Source organism: Candidatus Sulfuricurvum sp. RIFRC-1 (assembly GCF_000310245.1).
Taxonomy (GTDB): Bacteria; Campylobacterota; Campylobacteria; order Campylobacterales; family Sulfurimonadaceae; genus Sulfuricurvum.
In genome coordinates this window covers 2,122,528-2,144,493 of record NC_020505.1, presented here as the reverse complement: position 1 = coordinate 2,144,493, position 21,966 = coordinate 2,122,528, and the positions used below count along the sequence as shown (strand labels likewise).

17 protein-coding genes are annotated in these 21,966 nt (G+C 44.1%); 9 read left to right on the top strand and 8 right to left on the bottom strand.

Translation table 11 applies throughout. The annotated features are described in order from the left end of the window. The first annotated feature begins 5 nt into the window (after positions 1–5). The 5 genes from rpoB to fusA all read left to right on the top strand — a co-directional run bounded on the left by rpoB (position 6) and on the right by fusA (position 11,948). The gene (gene rpoB / locus B649_RS10820; protein ID WP_015654566.1) at positions 6–4,151 is read left to right on the top strand and encodes a DNA-directed RNA polymerase subunit beta; all 4,146 of its coding nucleotides are present in this window, start codon (positions 6–8) and stop codon (positions 4,149–4,151) included. Then, on the top strand, positions 4,144–8,652 hold the full coding sequence (rpoC, locus tag B649_RS10815) for a DNA-directed RNA polymerase subunit beta' (RefSeq protein ID WP_015654565.1): 4,509 nt from the start codon (positions 4,144–4,146) through the stop codon (positions 8,650–8,652). Before rpoB ends, rpoC begins: the two co-directional genes overlap by 8 nt. 213 nt (positions 8,653–8,865) lie before the next feature. Next, the gene (rpsL, locus tag B649_RS10810; RefSeq protein WP_013461125.1) at positions 8,866–9,246 is read left to right on the top strand and encodes a 30S ribosomal protein S12; all 381 of its coding nucleotides are present in this window, start codon (positions 8,866–8,868) and stop codon (positions 9,244–9,246) included. Between the two features lie 74 nt (positions 9,247–9,320). Continuing rightward, the gene (rpsG, locus tag B649_RS10805) at positions 9,321–9,788 is read left to right on the top strand and encodes a 30S ribosomal protein S7 (protein ID WP_015654564.1); all 468 of its coding nucleotides are present in this window, start codon (positions 9,321–9,323) and stop codon (positions 9,786–9,788) included. 75 nt (positions 9,789–9,863) lie between these two features. Then, a complete protein-coding gene (gene fusA, locus B649_RS10800) occupies positions 9,864–11,948 on the top strand; it encodes an elongation factor G (RefSeq protein ID WP_015654563.1) in 2,085 nt (694 codons plus the stop codon). 67 nt (positions 11,949–12,015) lie between these two features. Here fusA and B649_RS10795 read toward each other — a convergent pair whose 3' ends face one another. The 4 genes from B649_RS10795 to prfB all read right to left on the bottom strand — a co-directional run bounded on the left by B649_RS10795 (position 12,016) and on the right by prfB (position 15,154). Next, a complete protein-coding gene (locus tag B649_RS10795; RefSeq protein WP_363921276.1) occupies positions 12,016–12,615 on the bottom strand; it encodes a superoxide dismutase in 600 nt (199 codons plus the stop codon). A gap of 95 nt (positions 12,616–12,710) precedes the next feature. Continuing rightward, on the bottom strand, positions 12,711–13,319 hold the full coding sequence (locus B649_RS10790) for a fumarylacetoacetate hydrolase family protein (protein WP_015654561.1): 609 nt from the start codon (positions 13,317–13,319) through the stop codon (positions 12,711–12,713). Further along, positions 13,300–14,058, bottom strand: coding sequence for an arginyltransferase (locus B649_RS10785; protein ID WP_015654560.1), 759 nt, complete (start codon positions 14,056–14,058; stop codon positions 13,300–13,302). Before B649_RS10785 ends, B649_RS10790 begins: the two co-directional genes overlap by 20 nt. Next, on the bottom strand, positions 14,045–15,154 hold the full coding sequence (gene prfB, locus B649_RS10780; protein WP_015654559.1) for a peptide chain release factor 2: 1,110 nt from the start codon (positions 15,152–15,154) through the stop codon (positions 14,045–14,047). The genes B649_RS10785 and prfB overlap by 14 nt, the downstream gene beginning before the upstream one ends. Positions 15,155–15,211: 57 nt before the next feature. On the opposite strand from prfB, the gene panC reads away from it, so the two are divergent. Continuing rightward, positions 15,212–16,033 (top strand): pantoate--beta-alanine ligase, encoded by an 822-nt coding sequence (gene panC / locus B649_RS10775; RefSeq protein WP_015654558.1) that lies wholly within the window; start codon positions 15,212–15,214, stop codon positions 16,031–16,033. Position 16,034: 1 nt separating this feature from the next. After that, positions 16,035–16,562, top strand: coding sequence for a hypothetical protein (locus tag B649_RS10770; protein ID WP_015654557.1), 528 nt, complete (start codon positions 16,035–16,037; stop codon positions 16,560–16,562). Here the strand turns inward: B649_RS10770 and B649_RS10765 are convergent. From B649_RS10765 to flgB, 4 genes are read right to left on the bottom strand one after another with little or no spacing between them, the layout of a single operon-like run. Then, positions 16,546–18,345 (bottom strand): penicillin-binding protein 2, encoded by a 1,800-nt coding sequence (locus B649_RS10765; protein WP_015654556.1) that lies wholly within the window; start codon positions 18,343–18,345, stop codon positions 16,546–16,548. The two genes, B649_RS10770 and B649_RS10765, sit on opposite strands and share 17 nt — an antisense overlap. A gap of 14 nt (positions 18,346–18,359) precedes the next feature. Beyond that, entirely contained in the window at positions 18,360–18,662 is a 303-nt protein-coding gene (gene fliE, locus B649_RS10760; protein WP_015654555.1) for a flagellar hook-basal body complex protein FliE, read from the bottom strand. Between the two features lie 16 nt (positions 18,663–18,678). Continuing rightward, positions 18,679–19,173, bottom strand: a complete 495-nt coding sequence (gene flgC / locus B649_RS10755) for a flagellar basal body rod protein FlgC (RefSeq protein WP_015654554.1) — start codon at positions 19,171–19,173, stop codon at positions 18,679–18,681. A 9-nt stretch (positions 19,174–19,182) separates the two neighbouring features. Beyond that, positions 19,183–19,614 carry a flagellar basal body rod protein FlgB gene (gene flgB, locus B649_RS10750; protein WP_015654553.1) on the bottom strand — a complete coding sequence of 144 codons (432 nt, stop codon included), beginning with the start codon at positions 19,612–19,614 and terminating at the stop codon, positions 19,183–19,185. A gap of 118 nt (positions 19,615–19,732) precedes the next feature. On the opposite strand from flgB, the gene B649_RS10745 reads away from it, so the two are divergent. Together B649_RS10745 and murG are read left to right on the top strand one after the other, a co-directional pair. Then, the gene (locus B649_RS10745) at positions 19,733–20,911 is read left to right on the top strand and encodes an FtsW/RodA/SpoVE family cell cycle protein (RefSeq protein ID WP_015654552.1); all 1,179 of its coding nucleotides are present in this window, start codon (positions 19,733–19,735) and stop codon (positions 20,909–20,911) included. Then, entirely contained in the window at positions 20,908–21,924 is a 1,017-nt protein-coding gene (gene murG, locus B649_RS10740) for an undecaprenyldiphospho-muramoylpentapeptide beta-N-acetylglucosaminyltransferase (protein ID WP_015654551.1), read from the top strand. Before B649_RS10745 ends, murG begins: the two co-directional genes overlap by 4 nt. Positions 21,925–21,966: the final 42 nt, after the last annotated feature.

Below are 21,966 nucleotides of genomic sequence, written 5' to 3'. Positions count from 1 at the left end.
AGCCTATGTTAAACACTCTTCACTCCGGAAACCGCTTACGCGTAGATTTCGCGAAAACTCCCCAGCAAATTGAAGTACCGAATTTATTACAACTTCAACAAAGTTCTTACGAATCATTTTTGATGCTAGATCAAAAAGATCGTTCAAAAAGTGGAATTGAGCGTGTATTCCAATCGGTATTCCCGATTCATGATTCACAAAACCGTCTTTCTCTTGAATATCTTGGCTCTGAAGTAGGACGTCCAAAATATACTGTACGTGAATGTATGGAACGAGGACTTACGTACTCAGTATCATTGCGTATGAAAACGCGCCTTATGATTTGGGACCGTGATGAAAACACCAAAGAAAAAACCGGTGTTAAAGATATTAAAGAACAAACCATATTTATCCGTGACATCCCATTGATGACTGAACGTACATCGTTTGTTATCAACGGGGTAGAGCGTGTCGTTGTTAATCAGCTTCACCGCTCTCCAGGGGTTATCTTCAAAGAAGAAGAATCAACCACTGCCGGAAGCAAAATGATCTTCACCGGTCAGATTATCCCTGACCGTGGTTCATGGCTCTATTTTGAGTATGATCCAAAAGATATCCTTTACATGCGTATCAACAAGCGCCGTAAAGTGCCGGTTACGATCATGTTCCGTGCACTTGGATACAGCAAACAAGACATTCTAAAAATGTTCTACCCATTGCAAAAAATTCGTGTTGATGAGAACAAGTATTTAATGGATTTCGATCCTGAACAGTTTGCTGGGCGTCTTGGATACGATTTGGTTGATGCAGATGGCAAACTGCTTGTGGCGGCCGGCAAACGTCTCTCAGCGAAAAAAGCGGAAAAATTGATTTCTGAGGGTGTAACTGCAATCCAATACCCGATCGAAACCTTGATCGAGCGCCATTTGGCTGAACCGATTATCGATGCGCTAACCGGTGAAGTAATGTTCGACACAATGGCACAGCTTGATGAGACCAAACTCAAAAAGATGGTTGAAGCGGGAGTTAAAGAGTTTATTATTGCAAATGACCTTGCAGAAGGACATGATAGCTCTATTATCAATGCGTTTGCAGCCGATACCGATTCTTTGAAATTGCTCCGTCAAACCGAGATTATCGAAGATGAAAACGATCTCGCAGCAATCCGTATTTACAAAGTAATGCGTCCCGGTGAACCGGTAACGAAAGAAGCGGCGAAAGTTTTCGTTAATCAACTTTTCTTTGATCCTGAGCGTTACGATCTAACACGCGTTGGTCGTATGAAAATGAACCACAAACTCGGGCTCAATGTTCCTGAGTATGTGACGGTTTTGACCAATGAAGATATCATTAATACCGTAAAGTACGTTATCAAAGTTAAAAACGGCCAAGGTCATATTGATGATCGTGACCATCTTGGTAATCGACGTATCCGTTCAATCGGCGAGTTGCTTGGAAACGAGTTACATAACGGTTTGATCAAGATGCAAAAAGCGATCAAAGATAAACTCTCAACTATGAGCGGACCGACCACTGAATTAATGCCTCATGATTTGATCAACTCAAAAATGATCACCTCTACCATCATGGAATTCTTTAGCGGCGGACAATTGTCACAGTTTATGGACCAAACGAATCCCTTATCGGAAGTTACCCATAAACGTCGTTTATCAGCACTCGGAGAAGGCGGTCTTGTCAAAGAGCGTGCCGGATTTGAAGTGCGTGACGTTCATCCGACCCATTATGGCCGTATCTGTCCGATTGAGACTCCTGAGGGACAAAACATCGGTTTGATCAATACGTTGGCAACCTATTCAAAAGTTAATGAGCACGGATTTATCGAAGCTCCGTACAATGTTGTTAAAGACGGTGTTGTGACAAGAGAAGTTGTTTATTTGACAGCAACGCAAGAAGAGGGGAAAATTATCGCTGCGGCATCTAGCCGAGTTGATGATAAAGGTAATTTCCTTGATGATTTGGTCGAAATTCGCCAAGACGGTGAAATTATCCTCAAATCACCGAAAGAGTGTGAACTTCGCGACTTGACACCGCATATGGTTGTCGGTGTTGCGGCGAGCTTGATTCCGTTCCTTGAACACGATGACGCGAACCGCGCATTGATGGGATCGAACATGCAACGTCAAGCAGTGCCGTTGTTGCGCCCTGAAGCACCTATGGTCGGAACAGGGGTTGAAAAACTCGTTGCTCGCGATTCATGGGAGTGTGTAAAAGCAGAGCGAAGCGGTATCGTTGAGAAAGTCGACTCTAAACACATTTACGTTATGGGTGAAGATGAAGACGGAACGTTTATCGATTACTATCCGTTACAAAAAAATCTTCGTACCAACCAAAATACGACGTTCTTGCAAAAGCCGATCGTTAAACAAGGTCAATTGGTAAGTAAAGGTCAAATCATCGCAGATGGTCCGAACATGGATCAAGGTGAATTGGCACTCGGAATCAATGCTCTTGTTGCATTCATGCCGTGGAACGGATACAACTTCGAGGATGCGATTGTTATGTCTGAGCGTATGATTCGCGAAGACGCATTTACCTCGGTACATATCTATGAAAAAGAGGCGGAAGCACGCGAACTCAAGCACGGTGTTGAAGAGATTACCCGTGATATTCCAAACGTTCGTGATGATGAGCTTTCTCACCTGGATGACAGCGGTATCGTTAAAATCGGTACCTATGTCAAAGGTGGAATGATCCTTGTCGGTAAAGTTTCTCCAAAAGGTGAAGTAAAACCGACTCCTGAAGAACGTTTATTACGTGCTATCTTCGGAGAAAAAGCGGGTCACGTTGTCAATAAATCACTCTACTGTACACCAAGTATGGAAGGGGTTGTTGTAGACGTCAAAGTGTTCACGAAAAAAGGATATGACAAAGATCCTCGTACGCTTGAACTCGAAAAACAAGAGCGTGACGAGTTAGAGCGCGAACATTACGATCGTCTTTTGATGATCGATAAAGAAGAGATGCTCCGCATCGTTTCTTTGCTCACAAAGCACCCATTGCTCAGTGATGTAAGTATCAATGCTAATGAGTACAAAGCGGGCGAAAACGTCAAAGCGGACGATCTTAAAGAGGTTAACCGTTTTGCAATGAATAACGTGGTTAAAGCATTTAGCGACGATATTCAAGAGAAATACAACCAAACGAAAAACCACTTCCAAAAAGAGAAGAAAAAATTCCGTGACGAACACGAAGAGAAACTCTCTATCTTGGAAAAAGACGACATCCTTCCAAACGGTGTGGTTAAATTCGTAAAAGTGTATATTGCGACCAAACGTAAACTCAAAGTCGGGGATAAAATGGCGGGACGTCACGGGAACAAAGGTATCGTCTCTACGATCGTTCCTCAGGTTGACATGCCGTACATGGCAAGCGGACGCTCAGTCGACGTTTGTTTGAACCCGCTCGGGGTACCTTCTCGTATGAACATCGGGCAAATCCTTGAGATGCACCTTGGTATGGTCGGAAAAGAACTTGGTTTCCAAATTCAAGATATTTTCGAAGCAAAACAAAAAGAGTTTATCGGCGACTTGCGCGCTAAAATGATTTCGTTTGCTGATGTTGCAGGTCTTATGAATGCAGCTAAAGTTCTTGGTGATATGGATGATCAAACTCTCCTTGGCTATGCGCAAGATTGGTCAAAAGGGGTTAAATTTGCTACCCCTATTTTCGAAGGGGTTACCGAAGCGGAGTTTGCTAAACTCTTTGAATTGGCAAAACTTGACACTGATGGAAAAATGGTATTGTTCGACGGTAAAACGGGTGATCAGATGAAAGAGCGTGTTAACGTCGGTTACATGTATATGCTTAAACTTCATCACTTGGTTGATGAGAAAGTGCATGCACGTTCAACCGGACCATACTCTCTCGTTACTCAACAACCGGTTGGTGGTAAAGCACTCTTCGGTGGACAACGTTTCGGTGAGATGGAAGTATGGGCTCTAGAAGCTTATGGTGCTTCTGCCGTTCTTAAAGAGATGTTAACGATTAAATCGGATGACGTTGACGGACGTGTTCGTGCCTACAAAGCGATTACGAAAGGTGAAAGTGTACCGCCATCCGGTATCCCTGAAACGCTGTTCGTATTAACGAAAGAGCTCCAATCATTGGCGCTTGATATTGAGATTTTTGACGAGGTGGATGACAATGAGTAAATTAGTACCGGTTGCCGTAACGGAAGAGAATCGCCCAGTCGATATTAAACAAATCCAATTTCGCTTGGCTTCTCCTGAGAGAATCCTCTCATGGAGCCATGGTGAAGTAAAAAAACCAGAAACTATCAATTATCGTACCCTTAAACCGGAACGTGATGGATTGTTTTGTGCCAAAATTTTCGGACCGGTTCGTGATTACGAATGTTTGTGCGGAAAATACAAAAAAATGCGTTACAAAGGTGTTGTGTGCGAAAAATGTGGGGTTGAAGTAACCTCGGCAAAAGTTCGCCGTACCCGTATGGGACACATCGATCTCGTTACCCCGGTAGCGCACATTTGGTATGTCAGCTCACTTCCAAGCCGTATCGGAACGCTTTTAGGCGTGAAGATGAAAGATCTTGAGCGCGTATTGTACTACGAAGCGTACATCGTTAAAAACGGCGGTGAAGCGTATTATGACGGCGAGCAAACCTCTGCCGTTCTTAAATACGACGTATTGAATGAAGAGCAATACCGTACGTTGGTACAACGTTACGGAGAGAGCGGTTTTTCAGCAGAGATGGGTGGATCAGCGGTTCGTGAATTACTTGATGAACTCGATCTCGTCGATCTTTTCTCTTCTTTGAAGGAAGAAGTAGCGGGGACAAACTCAGAAGCGAAACGTAAAACCATCATTAAACGTTTGAAAGTTATCGAATCATTTTTAAATTCAGGTAACAATCCTGCGTGGATGATGCTTACAGCATTGCCGGTTCTACCTCCTGAACTTCGTCCGTTGGTAAGTTTGGATGGCGGAAAATTCGCGGTATCGGATGTCAATGACCTCTATCGCCGTGTTATCAACCGTAACCAGCGTTTGAAACGCCTTATCGAACTTGAAGCGCCGGAAATTATCGTACGTAATGAAAAACGTATGTTGCAAGAAGCGGTGGATGCATTGTTTGATAACGGTCGTCGTGCGAACGCTGTTAAAGGTGCAAACAAACGTCCTCTTAAATCACTTTCTGAGATTATTAAAGGGAAACAAGGGCGTTTCCGTCAAAATCTTCTCGGTAAACGTGTTGACTTCTCGGGACGTTCCGTTATCGTTGTCGGACCAAACCTTCAAATGGATCAGTGCGGATTGCCGAAACAAATGGCATTGGAGCTTTTCAAACCGCATTTGATCGCTAAACTTGAAGATAAAGGGTATGCAACTACCGTTAAAGCGGCGAAAAAAATGATCGAAGAGAAAACCAATGAAGTTTGGGAGTGTCTTGCTGAGATCGTTGAGGGTTATCCGGTTATGCTAAACCGTGCACCGACGTTGCACAAACTTTCGATTCAAGCGTTTCACCCGAAACTAATCGACGGTAAAGCGATCCAATTGCATCCACTCGTTTGTGCCGCCTTCAATGCGGACTTCGACGGTGACCAAATGGCGGTTCACGTACCTCTTTCAGCTGAAGCGATTGCGGAGTGTAAAGTATTGATGCTTTCATCCATGAACATCTTGCTTCCGGCGTCAGGTAAAGCGATTGCTACCCCATCACAAGATATGGTCTTGGGTCTTTATTATTTGACACTCGGTAAAAATGATGTGAAGGGATCCAATAAACTTTTCAGTGATGTTGATGAGATTATGATCGCTTTGGAACACAATGCGTTAGATTTACATGCAAAAGTTCGTACACGTGTTGATGGACGTGTAATCCACACGACTGCTGGACGTATGATTCTTCAATCAATCCTTCCTTCATTTGTTCCTATGGAACTGTGGAATGTTGTGATGAAAAAGAAAAATATCTCGATTCTTGTTGACTATGTCAATAAACATGGAGGAATCGCAGTAACAGCCGGTTTCTTGGATGATTTGAAGAACCTTGGTTTCAAATATGCGACCAAATCGGGTGTTTCTATCTCTATCACCGACATCATTATTCCTGAAATGAAAGCGGGATTGATCGTTGCCTCTAAAAACCGTGTAAAAGAGATCCAAAAGCAATTCGAAGCAGGTCTATTGACGGAACAAGAACGCTACAATAAAATCATTGACGTCTGGACTGATACGAACAATACGGTTGCGGGCGGAATGATGGAATTGATCCAAAATGATAAAGCCGGATTCAACTCGATCTTTATGATGGCGGACTCTGGAGCGCGTGGTTCTGCCGCTCAGATTCGTCAGCTCGCCGGTATGCGTGGTTTGATGGCGAAACCGGACGGTTCGATCATCGAAACACCGATTATTTCGAACTTTAAAGAGGGTCTAAACGTCCTTGAGTACTTTATTTCTACCCACGGTGCTCGTAAAGGTCTTGCGGATACTGCTCTTAAAACAGCGAATGCGGGTTATTTGACGCGTAAACTTGTTGACGTAGCGCAAAACGTGAAAATCGTTGAGCACGACTGCGGTACCCATGAGGGGATCGAGCTTACTGACATCTCTGTCGGTAATGAGCTTATCGAGCCGTTGGAAGACCGTATTTACGGACGTGTATTGGCGGAAGATGCGATCGATCCGATCACCAATGAGATCCTTTACTCTGAGGGGACATTGATTGATGAAATCAAAGCCTCTAAAGTAATCGAGGCGGGTATCCGTTCGGTTCAAATCCGTACTCCGACAACGTGTAAATCTGAGGGCGGTGTATGTGCCCTTTGTTACGGACTAAACCTTGGAAGCGGCGGAATCGTTAAGCCGGGTGAAGCGGTCGGTATTATCGCGGCTCAATCGATCGGGGAACCGGGTACACAGTTGACACTCCGTACCTTCCACGTTGGGGGAACAGCGTCAAGTACACGTGAAGAGCGTCAAGTCGTTGCAACTAAAGAAGGTTTCATCCGTTATTACAACATGAAAACGTACCTCTCAAAAGAGGGGAAACAAATCGTTGCAAATCGTCGTAATGCTGCCATCTTGTTGGTAGAACCGAAGATCAAAGCTCCGTTCAGCGGAGCGGTTGAAATTCAAACGATTCATGATGAAATCATCGTTAGCGTAAAAGGTGAAAGCCAAACCGTACGCTACACTCTTCGTAAAAACGAAGTGGCAAAACCGAACGAACTTGCAGGAGTTAGCGGTAAAATTGAAGGTAAATTCTTCTTGCCATACGAAAACGGCAGTGTGGTTAAAGAAAATGAATCGATTGTTGAAACGATCAAAGACGGATGGAATGTACCGAATCGTATCCCATACGCATCTGAAATCCAAGTGAAAGACGGTGCACCGGTAACGCAAAAAATCTACGCTAAAGAGAAAGGTGTTGTTAAATATTACCTTCTCAAAGGCGATTACTTAGAGCGTCACCATGAGATTACTAAAGGCTACAGTGTAGAAGAGAAAGGTCTTTTTGCTGTTGTTGCTGATGGTGAAGATCGTGAAGCAATCCGTCACTATATCGCTCGCGGTTCGGTGATCGAAATCAATGATAACGAAGCGGTAAAAGCCGATACGTTGATCGCTAAACCGGTTAAAGAAGAATCAACGGTGATTGCTGAATGGGATCCGTATTCGAATCCGATTATCTCTGAAACCGATGGTGTGATCACATTTGAAGACATTATTCCGGGTGTAACCGCGTCTGAGCAATTCGATGAATTGACCGGTAAAACCCGTTTGATGATCAACGAATACGTTGCTCCGGAATTCAAACCGGCGATTGTCCTTGCAGCCAATGATGGAAGCATCATCCGCTATGCAGTCGAGCCGAAAACAGCGATTTTTGCACAAGACCGTGCGGACGTTAAAGTGGCCGATATCTTAGCACGTACACCGAAAGCACTCCAAAAATCGCGCGATATCACCGGGGGTCTCCCACGGGTTTCTGAGCTTTTCGAAGCACGTAAACCAAAAGAGATCGCTTTGATCGCAGAACTTGACGGGGTTGTTAGCTTCGGTAAACCGCTTCGTGGTAAAGAACGTATCCTTATTACGTCTGATAATGGAATGGTTAAAGAATATTTCGTCGATAAAAACCTTGTTGCCTTGGTTCATCCGGGTGAGTTTGTTCACGCCGGTGAGCGTTTGACGGATGGTGTTATCAGCTCACACGAGATTTTGAGAATCTTGGGTGTTAAAGCATTGTACAACTACCTTGTAAGTGAAGTACAGCAAGTTTACCGTCGTCAAGGGGTTAACATCGCCGACAAACACATTGAAGTAATCTTTACTCAGATGTTGCGTCAGATCAAAATCCTTCGCTCTGGGGACACTAAGTTCATCGAGGGCGATGTAGTTTCTAAAGCACAGTTTAAAATCGAGAACGAAAAAATTCTTCGTCTCGGCGGAGAGCCGGCGATTGCTGAACCGTATCTCGTAGGTATTACCCGCGCTGCGGTCAGTGCAGACTCGATCATCTCGGCTGCATCGTTCCAAGACACCACAAAAGTCTTGACTGAAGCGGCAGTATCGGCGAAAATCGATGACTTGACCGATCTTAAAGAGAACGTCATCATCGGTCGTACGATCCCAGTCGGTACCGGTATTTATAAAGACCTTAAAATGGTTTTCGGAGACTAAGCTATAATTTCTGAAAACGCTGGCTGCACTAGCAGCTCGAGTTTACTTCAGCAGTAGACTCATGCGCACTTGTGCGCAATATGCTTCTTCTCTCTTACAACTTCCTTAAAATAAGCTCAAATTAATCAAAAATTAGCTATTATTGCGCGTTTATTAGTCCCCTTTAAGTAGCGGATTAAAATTCTACTGGAACATTTCAACAAAGGAGATTGTGTGCCAACAATCAACCAACTTATTCGTAAAGAGCGACAAGCGGTAGTGAAAAAATCAAAATCACCCGCTTTGGTGTCATGCCCACAACGTCGTGGTGTATGTACTCGTGTATATACTACAACCCCTAAAAAACCGAACTCGGCGCTTCGTAAAGTTGCTAAAGTTCGTTTGACTTCTGGGTTTGAAGTTATTAGTTATATCGGTGGTGAGGGTCACAACTTGCAGGAGCACTCGATCGTTCTTGTTCGTGGTGGTCGTGTAAAAGACTTACCAGGGGTAAAATACCATATCGTACGTGGTGCTCTCGATACTGCGGGTGTTAAAGACCGTAAAGTATCTCGTTCTAAATACGGAACGAAAAAAGCTAAGGCTAAAAAATAATCAACTAGTCTGACAAGATTGGGTTTCTGATGACCCTATTTTGAGTAAATGAAAAAAACATTGAAGGAAACATTATGAGAAGAAGAAAAGCGCCCGTTCGCGAAATTATGCCTGACCCGGTTCATGGTTCAAAAATTTTGACAAAGTTCATCAACAAAATTATGTGGGACGGAAAAAAAAGTACCGCTGAAAAAATTATGTACGGTGCTTTGGATATCATGGGTTCACGTGGTGAAAAAACCGGTATCGAAGTGTTTAACACTGCGATTGATAACATCAAACCGGTTATCGAAGTAAAAAGCCGCCGTGTGGGTGGAGCGACCTACCAAGTTCCAGTAGAAGTTCGTCCTGTACGCCAACTTTCTCTTGCTATCCGCTGGTTAACCGATGCGGCACGCAAACGTAACGAGCGCACTATGGCAGAGCGTTTGGCAAATGAATTATCAGATGCTGCAAACGACAAAGGTACAGCATTCAAACGTAAAGAAGATACTTACAAAATGGCAGAAGCGAATAAAGCGTTCGCTCACTATCGCTGGTAAGATTTGTAACCTTTTGATGACCCTCTCGGGTTATCATTCCCCTATCCACATATAAACTCTATTAAGGGCTATTTCATGGCAAGATCCCATAAACTTGAAGACGTAAGAAACATCGGTATCGCCGCTCACATCGACGCGGGTAAAACGACCACAACTGAGCGTATCTTGTTCTACACCGGTGTATCACACAAAATCGGTGAGGTTCACGAAGGTGCTGCAACTATGGACTGGATGGAGCAAGAGCAAGAGCGTGGTATCACGATCACTTCTGCTGCAACAACATGTGAGTGGAGCGGTAAACAAATTAACATCATCGACACTCCGGGCCACGTTGACTTCACCATTGAAGTTGAGCGTTCTATGCGTGTACTTGATGGTGCAGTAGCCGTATTCTGTGCAGTTGGTGGGGTTCAACCACAATCTGAGACAGTATGGCGTCAAGCAAACCGTTACGGGGTTCCTCGTATGGTTTTCGTAAACAAAATGGACCGTACCGGAGCTGATTTCTATAACGTAGAAGAGCAAATCCGTGCACGTCTTAAAGCGAACCCAATCGCTATTCAACTCCCAATCGGTGCTGAAGATCAATTTAAAGGGATTGTAGATCTCGTTAAAATGAAAGCAATCCTTTGGGACGAAGATGCGGCTATGGGTTCAAACTATCATGAAGCAGAAATTCCTGCCGATATGGTAGAAATTTCCAATAAATACCGTGCACAAATGATGGAAGCGGCTGCTGAGGGTGACGATACTTTGATGGAGAAATTCTTCGAAGAGGGTGAACTTAGCAACGAAGAGATCATGCGCGGGATTAAAGCCGGATGTCTTAAAATGGAAATTATTCCTATGACATGTGGTACTGCGTTTAAAAACAAAGGGGTTCAAACTCTTCTTGACGCGGTTGTTGATTACCTTCCTTCACCACTTGAAGTTGCGGCGATCAAAGGGACAATGGAAGACGATGAAGAGGTTGAAGTTGATGTTGAATCAACAGACGATGCTCCATTCGCCGGTCTTGCGTTCAAAATCATGACTGACCCATTCGTTGGACAGCTTACTTTCGTACGCGTTTACCGTGGTGTTCTCGAATCAGGTACGTATGCTTACAATACCATTAAAGGTAAAAAAGAGCGCATCGGACGTATCGTTAAAATGCACGCGAACAAACGTGAAGAGATTAAATCTCTCTACGCGGGTGAAATCGGTGCGGTTGTCGGTCTTAAAGATACAACTACGGGTGACACATTGTGTGATGAGCGTGAACGTCTTGTTCTTGAGCGTATGCACTTCCCTGAGCCGGTTATCTCGGTTGCGGTTGAGCCTAAAACAAAAGTAGACCAGGAAAAAATGGGTATCGCGTTAGCAAAACTAGCGGCGGAAGATCCATCGTTCCGTGTTCACACAGACGAAGAAACAGGCCAAACAATTATTTCTGGTATGGGTGAGCTTCACCTTGAGATTCTTGTTGACCGTATGTTCCGTGAATTTAAAGTTGAAGCGGAAGTGGGTGCTCCTCAGGTTGCATACCGTGAATCTATCCGTGCCGAAGTTAACCAAGAGTACAAATACGCGAAACAATCAGGTGGACGTGGACAATTCGGTCACGTTTATCTCCGCATCAAGCCGGGCGTACCGGGGACAGGTTATATCTTCCACAACGAAATCAAAGGTGGGGTTATTCCAAAAGAATACGTTCCTGCTGTTGAAAAAGGGTGTAAAGAAGCAATGCAAAAAGGTGTTCTCGCGGGTTACCCGATCGAGGATATCGAAGTTGCATTGTATGATGGTTCATACCATGAGGTTGACTCGAATGAGATGGCGTTTAAACTCGCTGCTTCTATGGGCTTCAAAGAGGGTGCGCGTAAAGCAAACCCAGCTATCCTTGAACCTATGATGAAAGTTGAAGTTGAAGTTCCTGAGAACTTCATGGGTGACGTTATCGGTGACCTTAACCGCCGTCGCGGACAAGTTAACAACATGGGTGACCGTTCAGGTAACAAAATTGTTGACGCGTTCGTACCATTGTCTGAAATGTTCGGTTATTCAACTGACCTTCGTTCAGCGACACAAGGACGTGCAAGTTACTCTATGGAATTCGATCATTACGAAGAAGTTCCACGTAACGTTGCCGAAGAGATCATCAAAAAGCGTAACAGCTAAGAGAACTCTTCTCCCTTTGCCCCATTGGGGCATTTCTTACCCTCTTCTTTTTTATCTCTTTATCTTTTTAGCTCATTAGATTGGCGTTGGCAAAATCCCAATTGATCAAATGATTAATGACATTATCGGCATATTCCGCACGAGCATTTTTATAATCCAGATAATAGGCATGTTCCCAAACATCGATGCATAAAATTGCCTTTATTCCATGTGCGATAGGGGTATCGGCGTTGGAGGTTTTGAGAATACTCAACTTTCCATCGATTAAGACCAGCCATGCCCATCCGCTCCCGAATTGTCCTAAAGCCGCTTCTTTAAATGCTTTGGCAAAGTTATCATAACTGCCGAAATCGGAATCGATTTTTTGTTTGATTGCCTCGTTAGGCAGAGAGCTTCCGTGGGGTTTTAGAGAGTTCCAATAGAAGGTGTGATTCCACACCTGTGCCGCATTATTAAAAATAGCGGTTTTACTCGGGTCATTGGCAGATTCGTGAATAATATCTTCAAGCGATTTATTTTCAAGTTCGGTATCTTTTATCAGATTATTGACATTCACTACATACGTATTATGGTGTTTATCATAATGGTAACTGAGGGTTTGAGAACTAATATGAGGTTCTAACGCATTTTTTTCAAACGGAAGCGCAGGTAATACAATAGCCATCATCAACTCCTGGTTTGGATATGAGGCTATTATAAAATAAAAAAGTCTTATAAGATAATAAATTTTTCGGGTAATTATAAAATGATGGTTTTATATTTTTATTTTACGATCCACTTGGTTTCAATCAAAAGACGATCGTTAGTGTAAATTCTTCCAATAAATTCATCGCTAATACTATAGGTATTAACCCCTTTAGGGGTACCGCTCATGATGATATCACCATCTTCAAAGCTCATAAAACTCTTTATCTCTTCTATCATCTCCAGCGGTTTATAAATCATTAGTTCATAGGTTGCTTCTTGTGCTAGGGTACCGTTGATATGGAGTGTCATATGCAGTGATTCGAGCGGTGTATTCAAAGGGACAAAATTTCCAAAAACTGCCGAACCGTCAAACCCTTTGGCCCGCTCCCACGGAAGAGCTTTGGCTTTGAGATGATTTTGGATTTCGGCTTTGGTGAGATCGAGGCCGAAACCGATCCCCGCTATCTCTCCACCCATCATAAGAAAGCAGATTTCCCCCTCGAAACGAGTATCAGGTGTGATGAAACGTAATGTATCACTGATGGCGGAGTTGGGTTTGTTGAAGAGAACCATAGAGGAGGGGATTTCATTGCCGAGTTCATGGATATGCTCGACGTAGTTGCGTCCGATACATACGACTTTAGAGGGGGTGAGTAATTCGGAATTAAAGTGGATCGTTTTCATTTGTGAGTTTTCTCCAGACGGGTAGTTCTTCCTCTTCGGGTCTCCCCTGAAGCTGTAGGGAGGGTTGATAATTGATCTTGTAGGCGAGACTTTGGCACCCTTCGACGTAATAGCCTAAATAGATCCATTTGAGGTTCAGCCTGCGGGCGAATTCAATTTGTTGTAAAAGGGTATAGCGTCCCAGTGATTGGGCATTATATTCAGGATCGTAGTAGCAATAGAGTGAACTGATCCCCTCTTCTAAAATATCGATGAGATCGACGGCGATCAATTTTTCACCTTCAAAATAAAGGACTTCAAAGCCAAAATCACCATGTCCCTGAACAAATGAAGCATAATAGTTTTTGGGGTCACTCTTGGGGGCATCCCAATTTCTCGTATGGTGTTTGTACCGGTGGTAGCGATCAAAGAGGCTGAGATGTTCACGTGTGAGGGTAGGGTGACGGATAATAGTGGTAAGATGTGTGTTTTTACGCAAAATTCGGCGGTCTGATTTAGTGAAAGTATAATTGAGCGCATCGATTTTAAGACTTTCACACGCCCGGCAATCCTGACAAATCGGGCGAAAATACATCGATCCGAATCGTCGCCATCCACGCAGAATCAGTGCTTCACATTGCTCTTTTGAGCACTCTTGGATTACTTTGTAGTGGATACTTTGGGTATTTCCGCCAATGTAAGAACACGGCTCGTGAAGAGCGCACTCTTTGAGGATGGTGTCTTTATTATTCGTCGTCATCTTTGCGGCTAAGGGAGATGAGGACCCCTTCGATCATTTCATCGATATCTCCATCCAAAATAGTGCTGATGTTGGAATACGGAATTCCTGAGCGGGTATCTTTAACTTGTTGATACGGTGCGAGAACATAAGAACGGATTTGGTGTCCCCATCCGTTTTCGCTTTTTTCAATTCCGTCAACTGCCGCTTGCTTTTTTTCCATCTCAAGTTCATACAAACGGGATTTGAGCATTTTAAAGGCGGTTGCTTTGTTTTTGTGCTGACTTCGGTCGTTTTGACACTGTACGACGATACCGCTTGGGATATGGGTGATACGGATAGCCGATTCGGTTTTATTGACGTGTTGTCCCCCTGCACCGGATGCACGGTAGGTATCGATACGGATATCACGGTCTTCGATTTCGATATCGATATCATCATCCAGTTCGGGTGAGACCATAACGGAGGTAAAACTGGTGTGACGCTTGGCGGCAGAGTCATATGGGCTGATACGCACGAGACGGTGAATACCGTTTTCGTTTTTCAGATAACCGTAAACATTGACCCCTTTGATAAGGATGGCGGCATCTTTGATCCCTGCTTCATCGCCCGATTGGTAATCGAGCATTTCAACGGTAAAATCACGTCGTTCTGCCCAGCGGGTGTACATACGAAGCAGCATCGAAGCCCAATCTTGAGATTCGGTTCCCCCTGCACCCGGATGGATGGTGACAATGGCATTGTGGCTGTCGTGTTCACCTGAGAGGAGCACTTCAACTTCCATCGATTTAACATTGTTTTCGAGTGCCCCCGCATCGGCGAAGAGCGATTCGATTGTCTCTTCGTCCCCTTCGTCTTTTGCCATATCATATAAATCGACGGCATCACCGAGAGTATTGAAAGTTTTGGAATATTTGGCAAGGCGACGTTCGAGCTGCGTTTTCTCTTTTTGGACGACACCGGCATTGGCCGCATCGTTCCAAAATCCATCGGAATTTTCGAGGGCTTCGATCTCGCCGAGACGCTTTGTAATATCCTGTGGACGGACAACATCGGTGACATTTTGCATCTTGATGGTCAAGGTTTTAAGTAATTCGGTATATTCGTAGTGATCCACGTATTTATTCCTGTGGTTATATTATAATTGCGATTATATTCTATAGAGGCTAAAAGCATGATTATCGCTCGCAGTGTATCGGAACTTCGTAAGGCATTAGATGCTAAAGAGGGAAATATTGGATTCGTTCCGACGATGGGGGCACTTCATATCGGTCATAGAACTCTTATCGATGCGGCACGCAAAGAGAATGAAACGGTTGTTGTTTCGATCTTTGTCAACCCGACGCAGTTTTTGCCGGGAGAAGATTTGAGTAAATATCCCCGCAAAGAGGAAGCCGATTTTAAAATCTGCTCCCTTAGCGGTGTTGATATTCTCTTTTATCCTGATGTGGCAGGAATGTACGGAGAGGATGAAGTACGGATATGCGCTCCCGATGTGCGTGGGTATATTTTAGAGGGAGCATCACGTCCCGGCCATTTTGACGGTGTTTTGACGGTAGTGATGAAACTGTTGAATCAAGTCCGTCCCAAGCGTGCTTATTTCGGGAAAAAAGATGCCCAACAGTTGGCGCTTATCACTCAGATGGTTGAGAACTTTTTTATGGATATCGAGATTATCCCTATGGAGACGGTTAGAGAGAGCGATGGATTGGCCCTCTCAAGCCGGAATGTTTATCTCAATAGCGAACAACGGCAAGAAGCACTTAAAATTTCCACATCGCTAAAGAGGGGAACCAAACAAGTGATGCAAGGAAATCTCAACGCAGAAGCAATACGTCAAGAGATGCTCACGATTTTGGAACCGCTTGAAGTGGAGTATGTTGCGATTGTGAACAGAGCGTTTGAAGTGATTCCCGAAGTGATACTGGGCAATACGATTATCCTTGTCGCGGCACGGGTCGGGACGACACGGCTGATCGATAACGTATGGATGTAAAATGAAGAAACTCTTTTTATTCTCAGCACTTCTTTTTCTCCTCAGCGGCTGTGCTCCGAAAATAGGTAAAGATATTTTTATCGAACCTGAGGGGAATGTTCGATTGGAAAACTCCGGTACCGAAGTGATGTTGGGAGTCTTGGCATTGTTGGGGGTTCCGGTAGAGAATGAAGCGATTCGGATCGGAACCGATGTGAAAGTTCTCAATAAATGGCACAGTGATATTACCGTTATCGCCCTCAATTACACCCTGAATGATGACAAAGAGATCATTGCCAAAGGAGAAGCTAAAAAAGAGAGTAATAAGCCTCTGGTAATAGCTTCAGGTACTCAGAAAAGTGTCCCTTTGGAATTTCGAATTGAGACGGAACGATTAAATAGCAGTCGGGTTTTAGGTATTGTTCAGTCGAAGCGGAAACTCTTGATTAAAGGTGAAGCGGTGATCGAAGTGTGGGGGATTCAACGACATTACCCCTTCGAAAAAGAGGTGACAAAGTTGATTCAAAAAGCTCTTAAGGATGGTGTATAGGGGCGATTTGCGACGCGGCAGCCGCAACTGCTGCGGGATCTGGGGTGAGATATTTTTCCTCTATCATCAAATCAACGATCCCTTTAAAAACGGGAACAGCGGTAATCGAGGCAAAATAGACGGTACGCGGTTCGATAACGGTGATACCGATGGTATAGTTGTGTTTTGCATCATTCGCAAATCCGATAAAGGAGGTATGGTAGCTGTTGACGTAGGCACCATTTTTAGCGATATGGGCTGTTCCCGTTTTTCCCCCCACTTCAATTCCCGGTGTTTTGGCGACGGTTCCAGTCCCCTCATTGACGGTTTTAATCAGGATTTGTTTCATTCTCTCCGCAGTGGCGGCAGAGATAACCTGTATCGGTGCTTGTACCTGCATAGGGATGCTTCTGCCGTTGTCGTCATACAATGCTTCTACCACCATAGGATTAATGAGTTTTCCCCCATTGTTGAAAACATTATAGGCTTTGATCATTTGCATGGCGTTTGAGCGCATTCCATAACCGTAAGAGGTAATCGCTTTATAGAGATAATTATTGAGCTGAGCTGAGCTTGGGATAGATCCCCGTTTTTCGTACGGTAGGTCAATGCCGCTAAAATGGGTAAAGCCAAACCGTTTGAGCCCTTCTGTAAACTCTTCTCCATTGAGTTTTTGCGCCAATTGGGCAATTCCGATATTGGAAGAGTGGACGATGACATCCTCTGCGCTGATCATATGAAAGGCATGCTCATCCACAATCGTTTTTCGTCCCATCGTAAAGCGTCCGTTATGGCCGTTAACCATATCGTACGGGTTGATAAGTCCACGGTCAAGCAAGAGAGAAAAGATAATGGGTTTTACAACCGATCCCGGTTCAAAGCTGTATTCAATGGCATTGGTATTTAACGAAGGGTAATCGGCGGTACGGATATGGCTAGGATCAAAACGATTTGAGCTTGCCAGAGCAATAATTTTACCGGTTTTTGAATCCATAACCGTTGCGATAATCTCATCGGCTTTGAGCTGCTCTTTGATACGGTCGGTAACTGCTTCGACTCGCGCTTGGAGGGTAATGGGAATATTGAGTTTGACGGTGAGGCCGTTGATTTGGCGTTTGACGTCACTTTGCTTGTTCAAAATCAGATAGCCGTTAACGTCACGCAGGGCTTTTTGGGTTCGGTTTTGTTGAGGGTTCAACTCTTCATCGAAAAATTTTTCTAACCCTTTGATGCCGTATACTCGTGTGTATCCATCTTCTTCCATCTTACGCGGGTAACCTAAGAGGGGAGTAAGAAGATTGCCGTAAGGATAGCTGCGTGCTTCACCGCTCTCGATAATGTTAAGTCCTTGTAAAATACGGTCGCCATTTGGAGTTTCGTATTCGATGAAAACCCCGAGACGGCGCAGCTCGAACGATAGAGTTTTGAGATACATAGCCTCTTTTGGACTGATATGGTAGCTAAGGGTAACGGAGCCTTTTCGGGTATGGAGCCGTTGGCGGATTTCATTAGGCTCGATTGCGCTGTAGATACTGAAAAGCTGAATAAAAAGCTCCTCTTTATCGGGATCGATGTTACGGGTGTTGACGACCGCTTTGTAGAGTTTTTGGGTTGTAGCAATGTTGAAGCCATCTGCACTGATGATTGAGCCGCGTTGTGCTTTTGCGGTATCTTCGGAAAAAATAGAGGGGATATCCCTATCGTGAAGCGCGGTATAAAGCATCACCGTTAAAAAGATGATGAAACCGAGCATCAGAACGAGGAAAAGGGCAAGTATCTTTTTTGATTTATTAGAATGGCGCATGAATTAAGGCTAAATCACATTTGCGTTCGGGTAATTTCTTTGTACGCATTTAGAGCTTTATTTCGTACTTCGAGCATCAGTTTCATACTGATTTCAGCTTTATCGATGGCAATTGCCGCTTGATGGAGGTCTTTGACACTTCCGGTTGCGATATCGCTCATGGCTTTCTCTCCGTCAACCTGCATCTGATTGACGTTACCGAGAGCATTTTTAAGCTCTTGTGCGAAATCAGTACTGTTGCTCTCGACTGGATTGCCGCTTTTGTTTGCGAGTAAGTCGGCGGTTGAGAGAGATTTGATTGATTGAATATTGGCCATTAAGGTCTATCCTTCTTTATGCTTGTAAAATACTGATGGCGCTGGACGCCATATTTTTTGCGCTTTCAAACGCGGCTACGTTCGCTTGGTATGATCGTGTTGCTTCGACTAAATCGGCCATTTCGATGACAGGATTAATATTGGGATAGGCAACATACCCATTTGCATCCGCATCAGGATGTGAAGGGTCATATTTCATTTTTGGTGATGCATCATCACGGGTGATCTTATCCACGATAACACTCATAATGGCTGGGTTTGGTTTTAGCCCTGATAACCCCTCTTTGAGCGGGTCGCTGTAGCCAAGGGCTGTGGTTTCATTCTCTAATGCTTGATTGTAGGCTTTGTTAAAATCAATGGCTTTAAAGACAACTTCTTGACGACGGTAGGGGCCGCCTTCATCGGTACGGGTGGTTTGGGCATTGGCAATGTTGGAACTGATGGTATTGACACGGACGCGTTGAGCCGATAATCCGTATCCGCTGATATCAAAACTATTTAAAAATGCCATTTTTTATCCTTACGAAGTTTTGCCACTAGCATCAATGACGCTTCTGAAAATAGCGGAATCTTTTTTGAGTGCGGCAGTGAGCGCATTGAACATCGTTGAATTTTTTGCCATTTCAGTCGTTTCGACATCCAAATCGACACTGTTTCCATCGTTTCTCGCCATATGACCGTCTCGAAAGAAGGTGGTTGGTTTGGAAGAAGAGGCAGTGTCAGCGCCTGATAGATGTGAACCATCGGTACGACTCATGGATAACGTTTGTCCTTTATCCGCGAAAAGCGAAGCACTTTTTTGCTCTAAAACTTCTTCAAATCGGATATCTCTGGGACGATAAAAAGGGGTATCGGCATTGGCAATATTTCCGGCAATCATGTCTTGGCGTGCAGCGCGATAATTCATCGAACTTTCCATCAAATCATGTGCTCGTGAAATTTTGATACCCATTTGATCCCCTTTCTTTGTGATGTTTGTATACCAAAGCAAAAAACATTCCAAACTCTTTTATCGAACTCTAGACTAAAGAACGATATAATCCTAGAAATTATACATTATAAGCGCAAAAATGCCTGATAAAAAATTATTTCTTTTAACGACTGCATTGATTACGATAGGGGTTATTTGCTCCTATACCCTTTCAGCTTATACGGTCATTTTATTTGAGTACAACGATTTTCATTTCGTTTTACGTGAATTGGCCGTTGCTATTATCTCTATTTTGTTTATGTGGTCTTTGGCGCAGCTCGATCCTGACGTGTGGCTCCATCGCTTGGGTCTCACCTTATTTTTCGGGGGGATGCTTTTGATGATCATAATGCCTTTTCTCCCCGCATCTTTGGTTAGTGAAGTGGGAGGAGCAAAGCGGTGGATCAAACTGTTTGGGTTTTCACTTGCTCCGGTAGAATTTTTTAAAATCGGATTTGTCTACTTTTTGGCATGGAGCTTTTCCCGCAAACTCGGTCATCATGGAAATATGGGGGTTTTAGAAGAATTTAAGCGGGTAGCTCCGTATGCCGCTATTTTTATTTTAGCCATGTTTTTAATCGCAATTTTACAAAATGACTTGGGGCAGGTTGTCGTTTTGGCATTGACTCTAGCGGTCATGCTCTTTTTTGCCGGGAGCAGTTTCCGGTTTTTTATGACCTTGATTGTCGGTTCATTGATTGCATTTATCTTTTTGATTGTTACGTCTCAACACCGAATTGATCGTATTTTGTCATGGTGGGCAACGGCCCAAAATACGATTTTGGCGATTTTCCCTGAATCGATAGCTCAGCATTTACGAATTGAAAACGGGGAAGAAGCGTACCAAATCGGACATTCTCTCAATGCCATTCATAATGGAGGGATATTCGGTACCGGTCTTGGCGGCGGTACGTTTAAGCTCGGATTTTTGAGTGAGGTGCATACCGACTTTGTCCTCGCGGGGATTGCGGAAGAATTCGGATTTATCGGAGTCGTTTTTGTTACCTTTTTATTTATTGCACTTTTACACCGCCTTTTTAAAATAGCCAACCGTTCCCATAACGATACGGCTTATCTCTTTAGCCTCGGAGTCGGCTTGTTAATCACTTTTGCCTTTATGGTCAATGCGTACGGTATCAGTGGATTAACGCCGATTAAAGGGATTTCGGTACCGTTTTTGAGTTACGGGGGATCGGCGATGATGGCTTCTTCGGTTGCCATCGGGATGGTGCTGATGCTCTCTAAAAAAATAGAATACAAATCGGGTGATAAAAAATGAATATTATCTTTACGGGCGGGGGGACAGGCGGACATTTGGTTATTGCTTTATCGCTTGCTGAGGCGGCTAAAGCTAGAGGTCATCGTGTCGTCTTTATCGGTTCGACTTCAGGTCAGGATCGTCAATGGTTTGGTGAGAGTACCCTTTTTGAAGCAACCCATTTTTTAGAGACAACGGGGGTTGTCAATAAACGCGGTTTTGCTAAACTGGGGGCATTGTGGAAAATCCTCAAAGCGGTGGCAGCGTCAAAAGAAGTGATAGCCGATTTTAACGCCGATGCAGTCGTCAGTGTCGGCGGTTTTTCGGCGGCACCGGCGGCATTGGCTGCCTTGCTTACCAAAACACCTCTCTATATTCATGAACAAAACGCCGTTACCGGTAAATTGAACCGATTGCTCCGAGGGTATGCCAAAGGGTTTTACAGCTCGTATGAAGAGGGTGAAAATCATTGCGATTATCCGGTCAATGAACGTTATTTTCAAAATGCGCGTATTCGTGACAGCATTAAAACGGTTATTTTCCTCGGAGGCTCTCAGGGAGCGAAGTTCATTAATGATTTAGCCCTTGAGATAGCACCATGGCTGGATCATGGTGCTATGCATATTATCCATCAATGCGGAATCAAAGAAGAAGAACGTGTCCGAGCCGCCTATCATGCGTTGGGGATTAATGCGGAAGTGTATGGGTTTACAAACCAAATTGTTGAACTGATCGGGCGGAGTGATTTTGCGGTAAGCAGGTCGGGGGCAAGTACCCTATGGGAGTTATGTGCTTCGAATGTCCCTGCATTTTATATCCCTTATCCGAGTGCGGCAGGGGATCACCAATACCATAATGCCCGTTATATCATTGATCATAATGCAGGGTGGTGTGAGCGTCAACAGGATGGTTTGGTATTTAAACTTCAAGCAGCGATTAACTCTGACATACGCTCTAAAAGTGAAACCTTGGGTCAATTGATCCACCCTAACGGGGCAGAAAATATTATCCAAAAGATTGAAGAAGGTCTTTAAATATTGGTTATTTTATGAATAATCCATAGCCCGAACGCGAGG

Excerpts from the sequence above, each read along its gene's own strand:
- fliE (WP_015654555.1), bottom strand. The coding sequence starts at position 18,662 with ATGGCCAATATTCAATCAATCAAATCTCTCTCAACCGCCGACTTACTC.
- B649_RS10770 (WP_015654557.1), top strand. The coding sequence starts at position 16,035 with ATGAAGAAACTCTTTTTATTCTCAGCACTTCTTTTTCTCCTCAGCGGC.
- B649_RS10745 (WP_015654552.1), top strand. The coding sequence starts at position 19,733 with ATGCCTGATAAAAAATTATTTCTTTTAACGACTGCATTGATTACGATA.
- panC (WP_015654558.1), top strand. The coding sequence starts at position 15,212 with ATGATTATCGCTCGCAGTGTATCGGAACTTCGTAAGGCATTAGATGCT.
- fusA (WP_015654563.1), top strand. The coding sequence starts at position 9,864 with ATGGCAAGATCCCATAAACTTGAAGACGTAAGAAACATCGGTATCGCC.
- rpoB (WP_015654566.1), top strand. The coding sequence starts at position 6 with ATGTTAAACACTCTTCACTCCGGAAACCGCTTACGCGTAGATTTCGCG.
- murG (WP_015654551.1), top strand. The coding sequence starts at position 20,908 with ATGAATATTATCTTTACGGGCGGGGGGACAGGCGGACATTTGGTTATT.
- B649_RS10790 (WP_015654561.1), bottom strand. The coding sequence starts at position 13,319 with ATGAAAACGATCCACTTTAATTCCGAATTACTCACCCCCTCTAAAGTC.
- B649_RS10795 (WP_363921276.1), bottom strand. The coding sequence starts at position 12,615 with ATGATGGCTATTGTATTACCTGCGCTTCCGTTTGAAAAAAATGCGTTA.
- flgC (WP_015654554.1), bottom strand. The coding sequence starts at position 19,173 with ATGGCATTTTTAAATAGTTTTGATATCAGCGGATACGGATTATCGGCT.
- flgB (WP_015654553.1), bottom strand. The coding sequence starts at position 19,614 with ATGGGTATCAAAATTTCACGAGCACATGATTTGATGGAAAGTTCGATG.
- rpsG (WP_015654564.1), top strand. The coding sequence starts at position 9,321 with ATGAGAAGAAGAAAAGCGCCCGTTCGCGAAATTATGCCTGACCCGGTT.
- B649_RS10765 (WP_015654556.1), bottom strand. The coding sequence starts at position 18,345 with ATGCGCCATTCTAATAAATCAAAAAAGATACTTGCCCTTTTCCTCGTT.
- B649_RS10785 (WP_015654560.1), bottom strand. The coding sequence starts at position 14,058 with ATGACGACGAATAATAAAGACACCATCCTCAAAGAGTGCGCTCTTCAC.
- rpoC (WP_015654565.1), top strand. The coding sequence starts at position 4,144 with ATGAGTAAATTAGTACCGGTTGCCGTAACGGAAGAGAATCGCCCAGTC.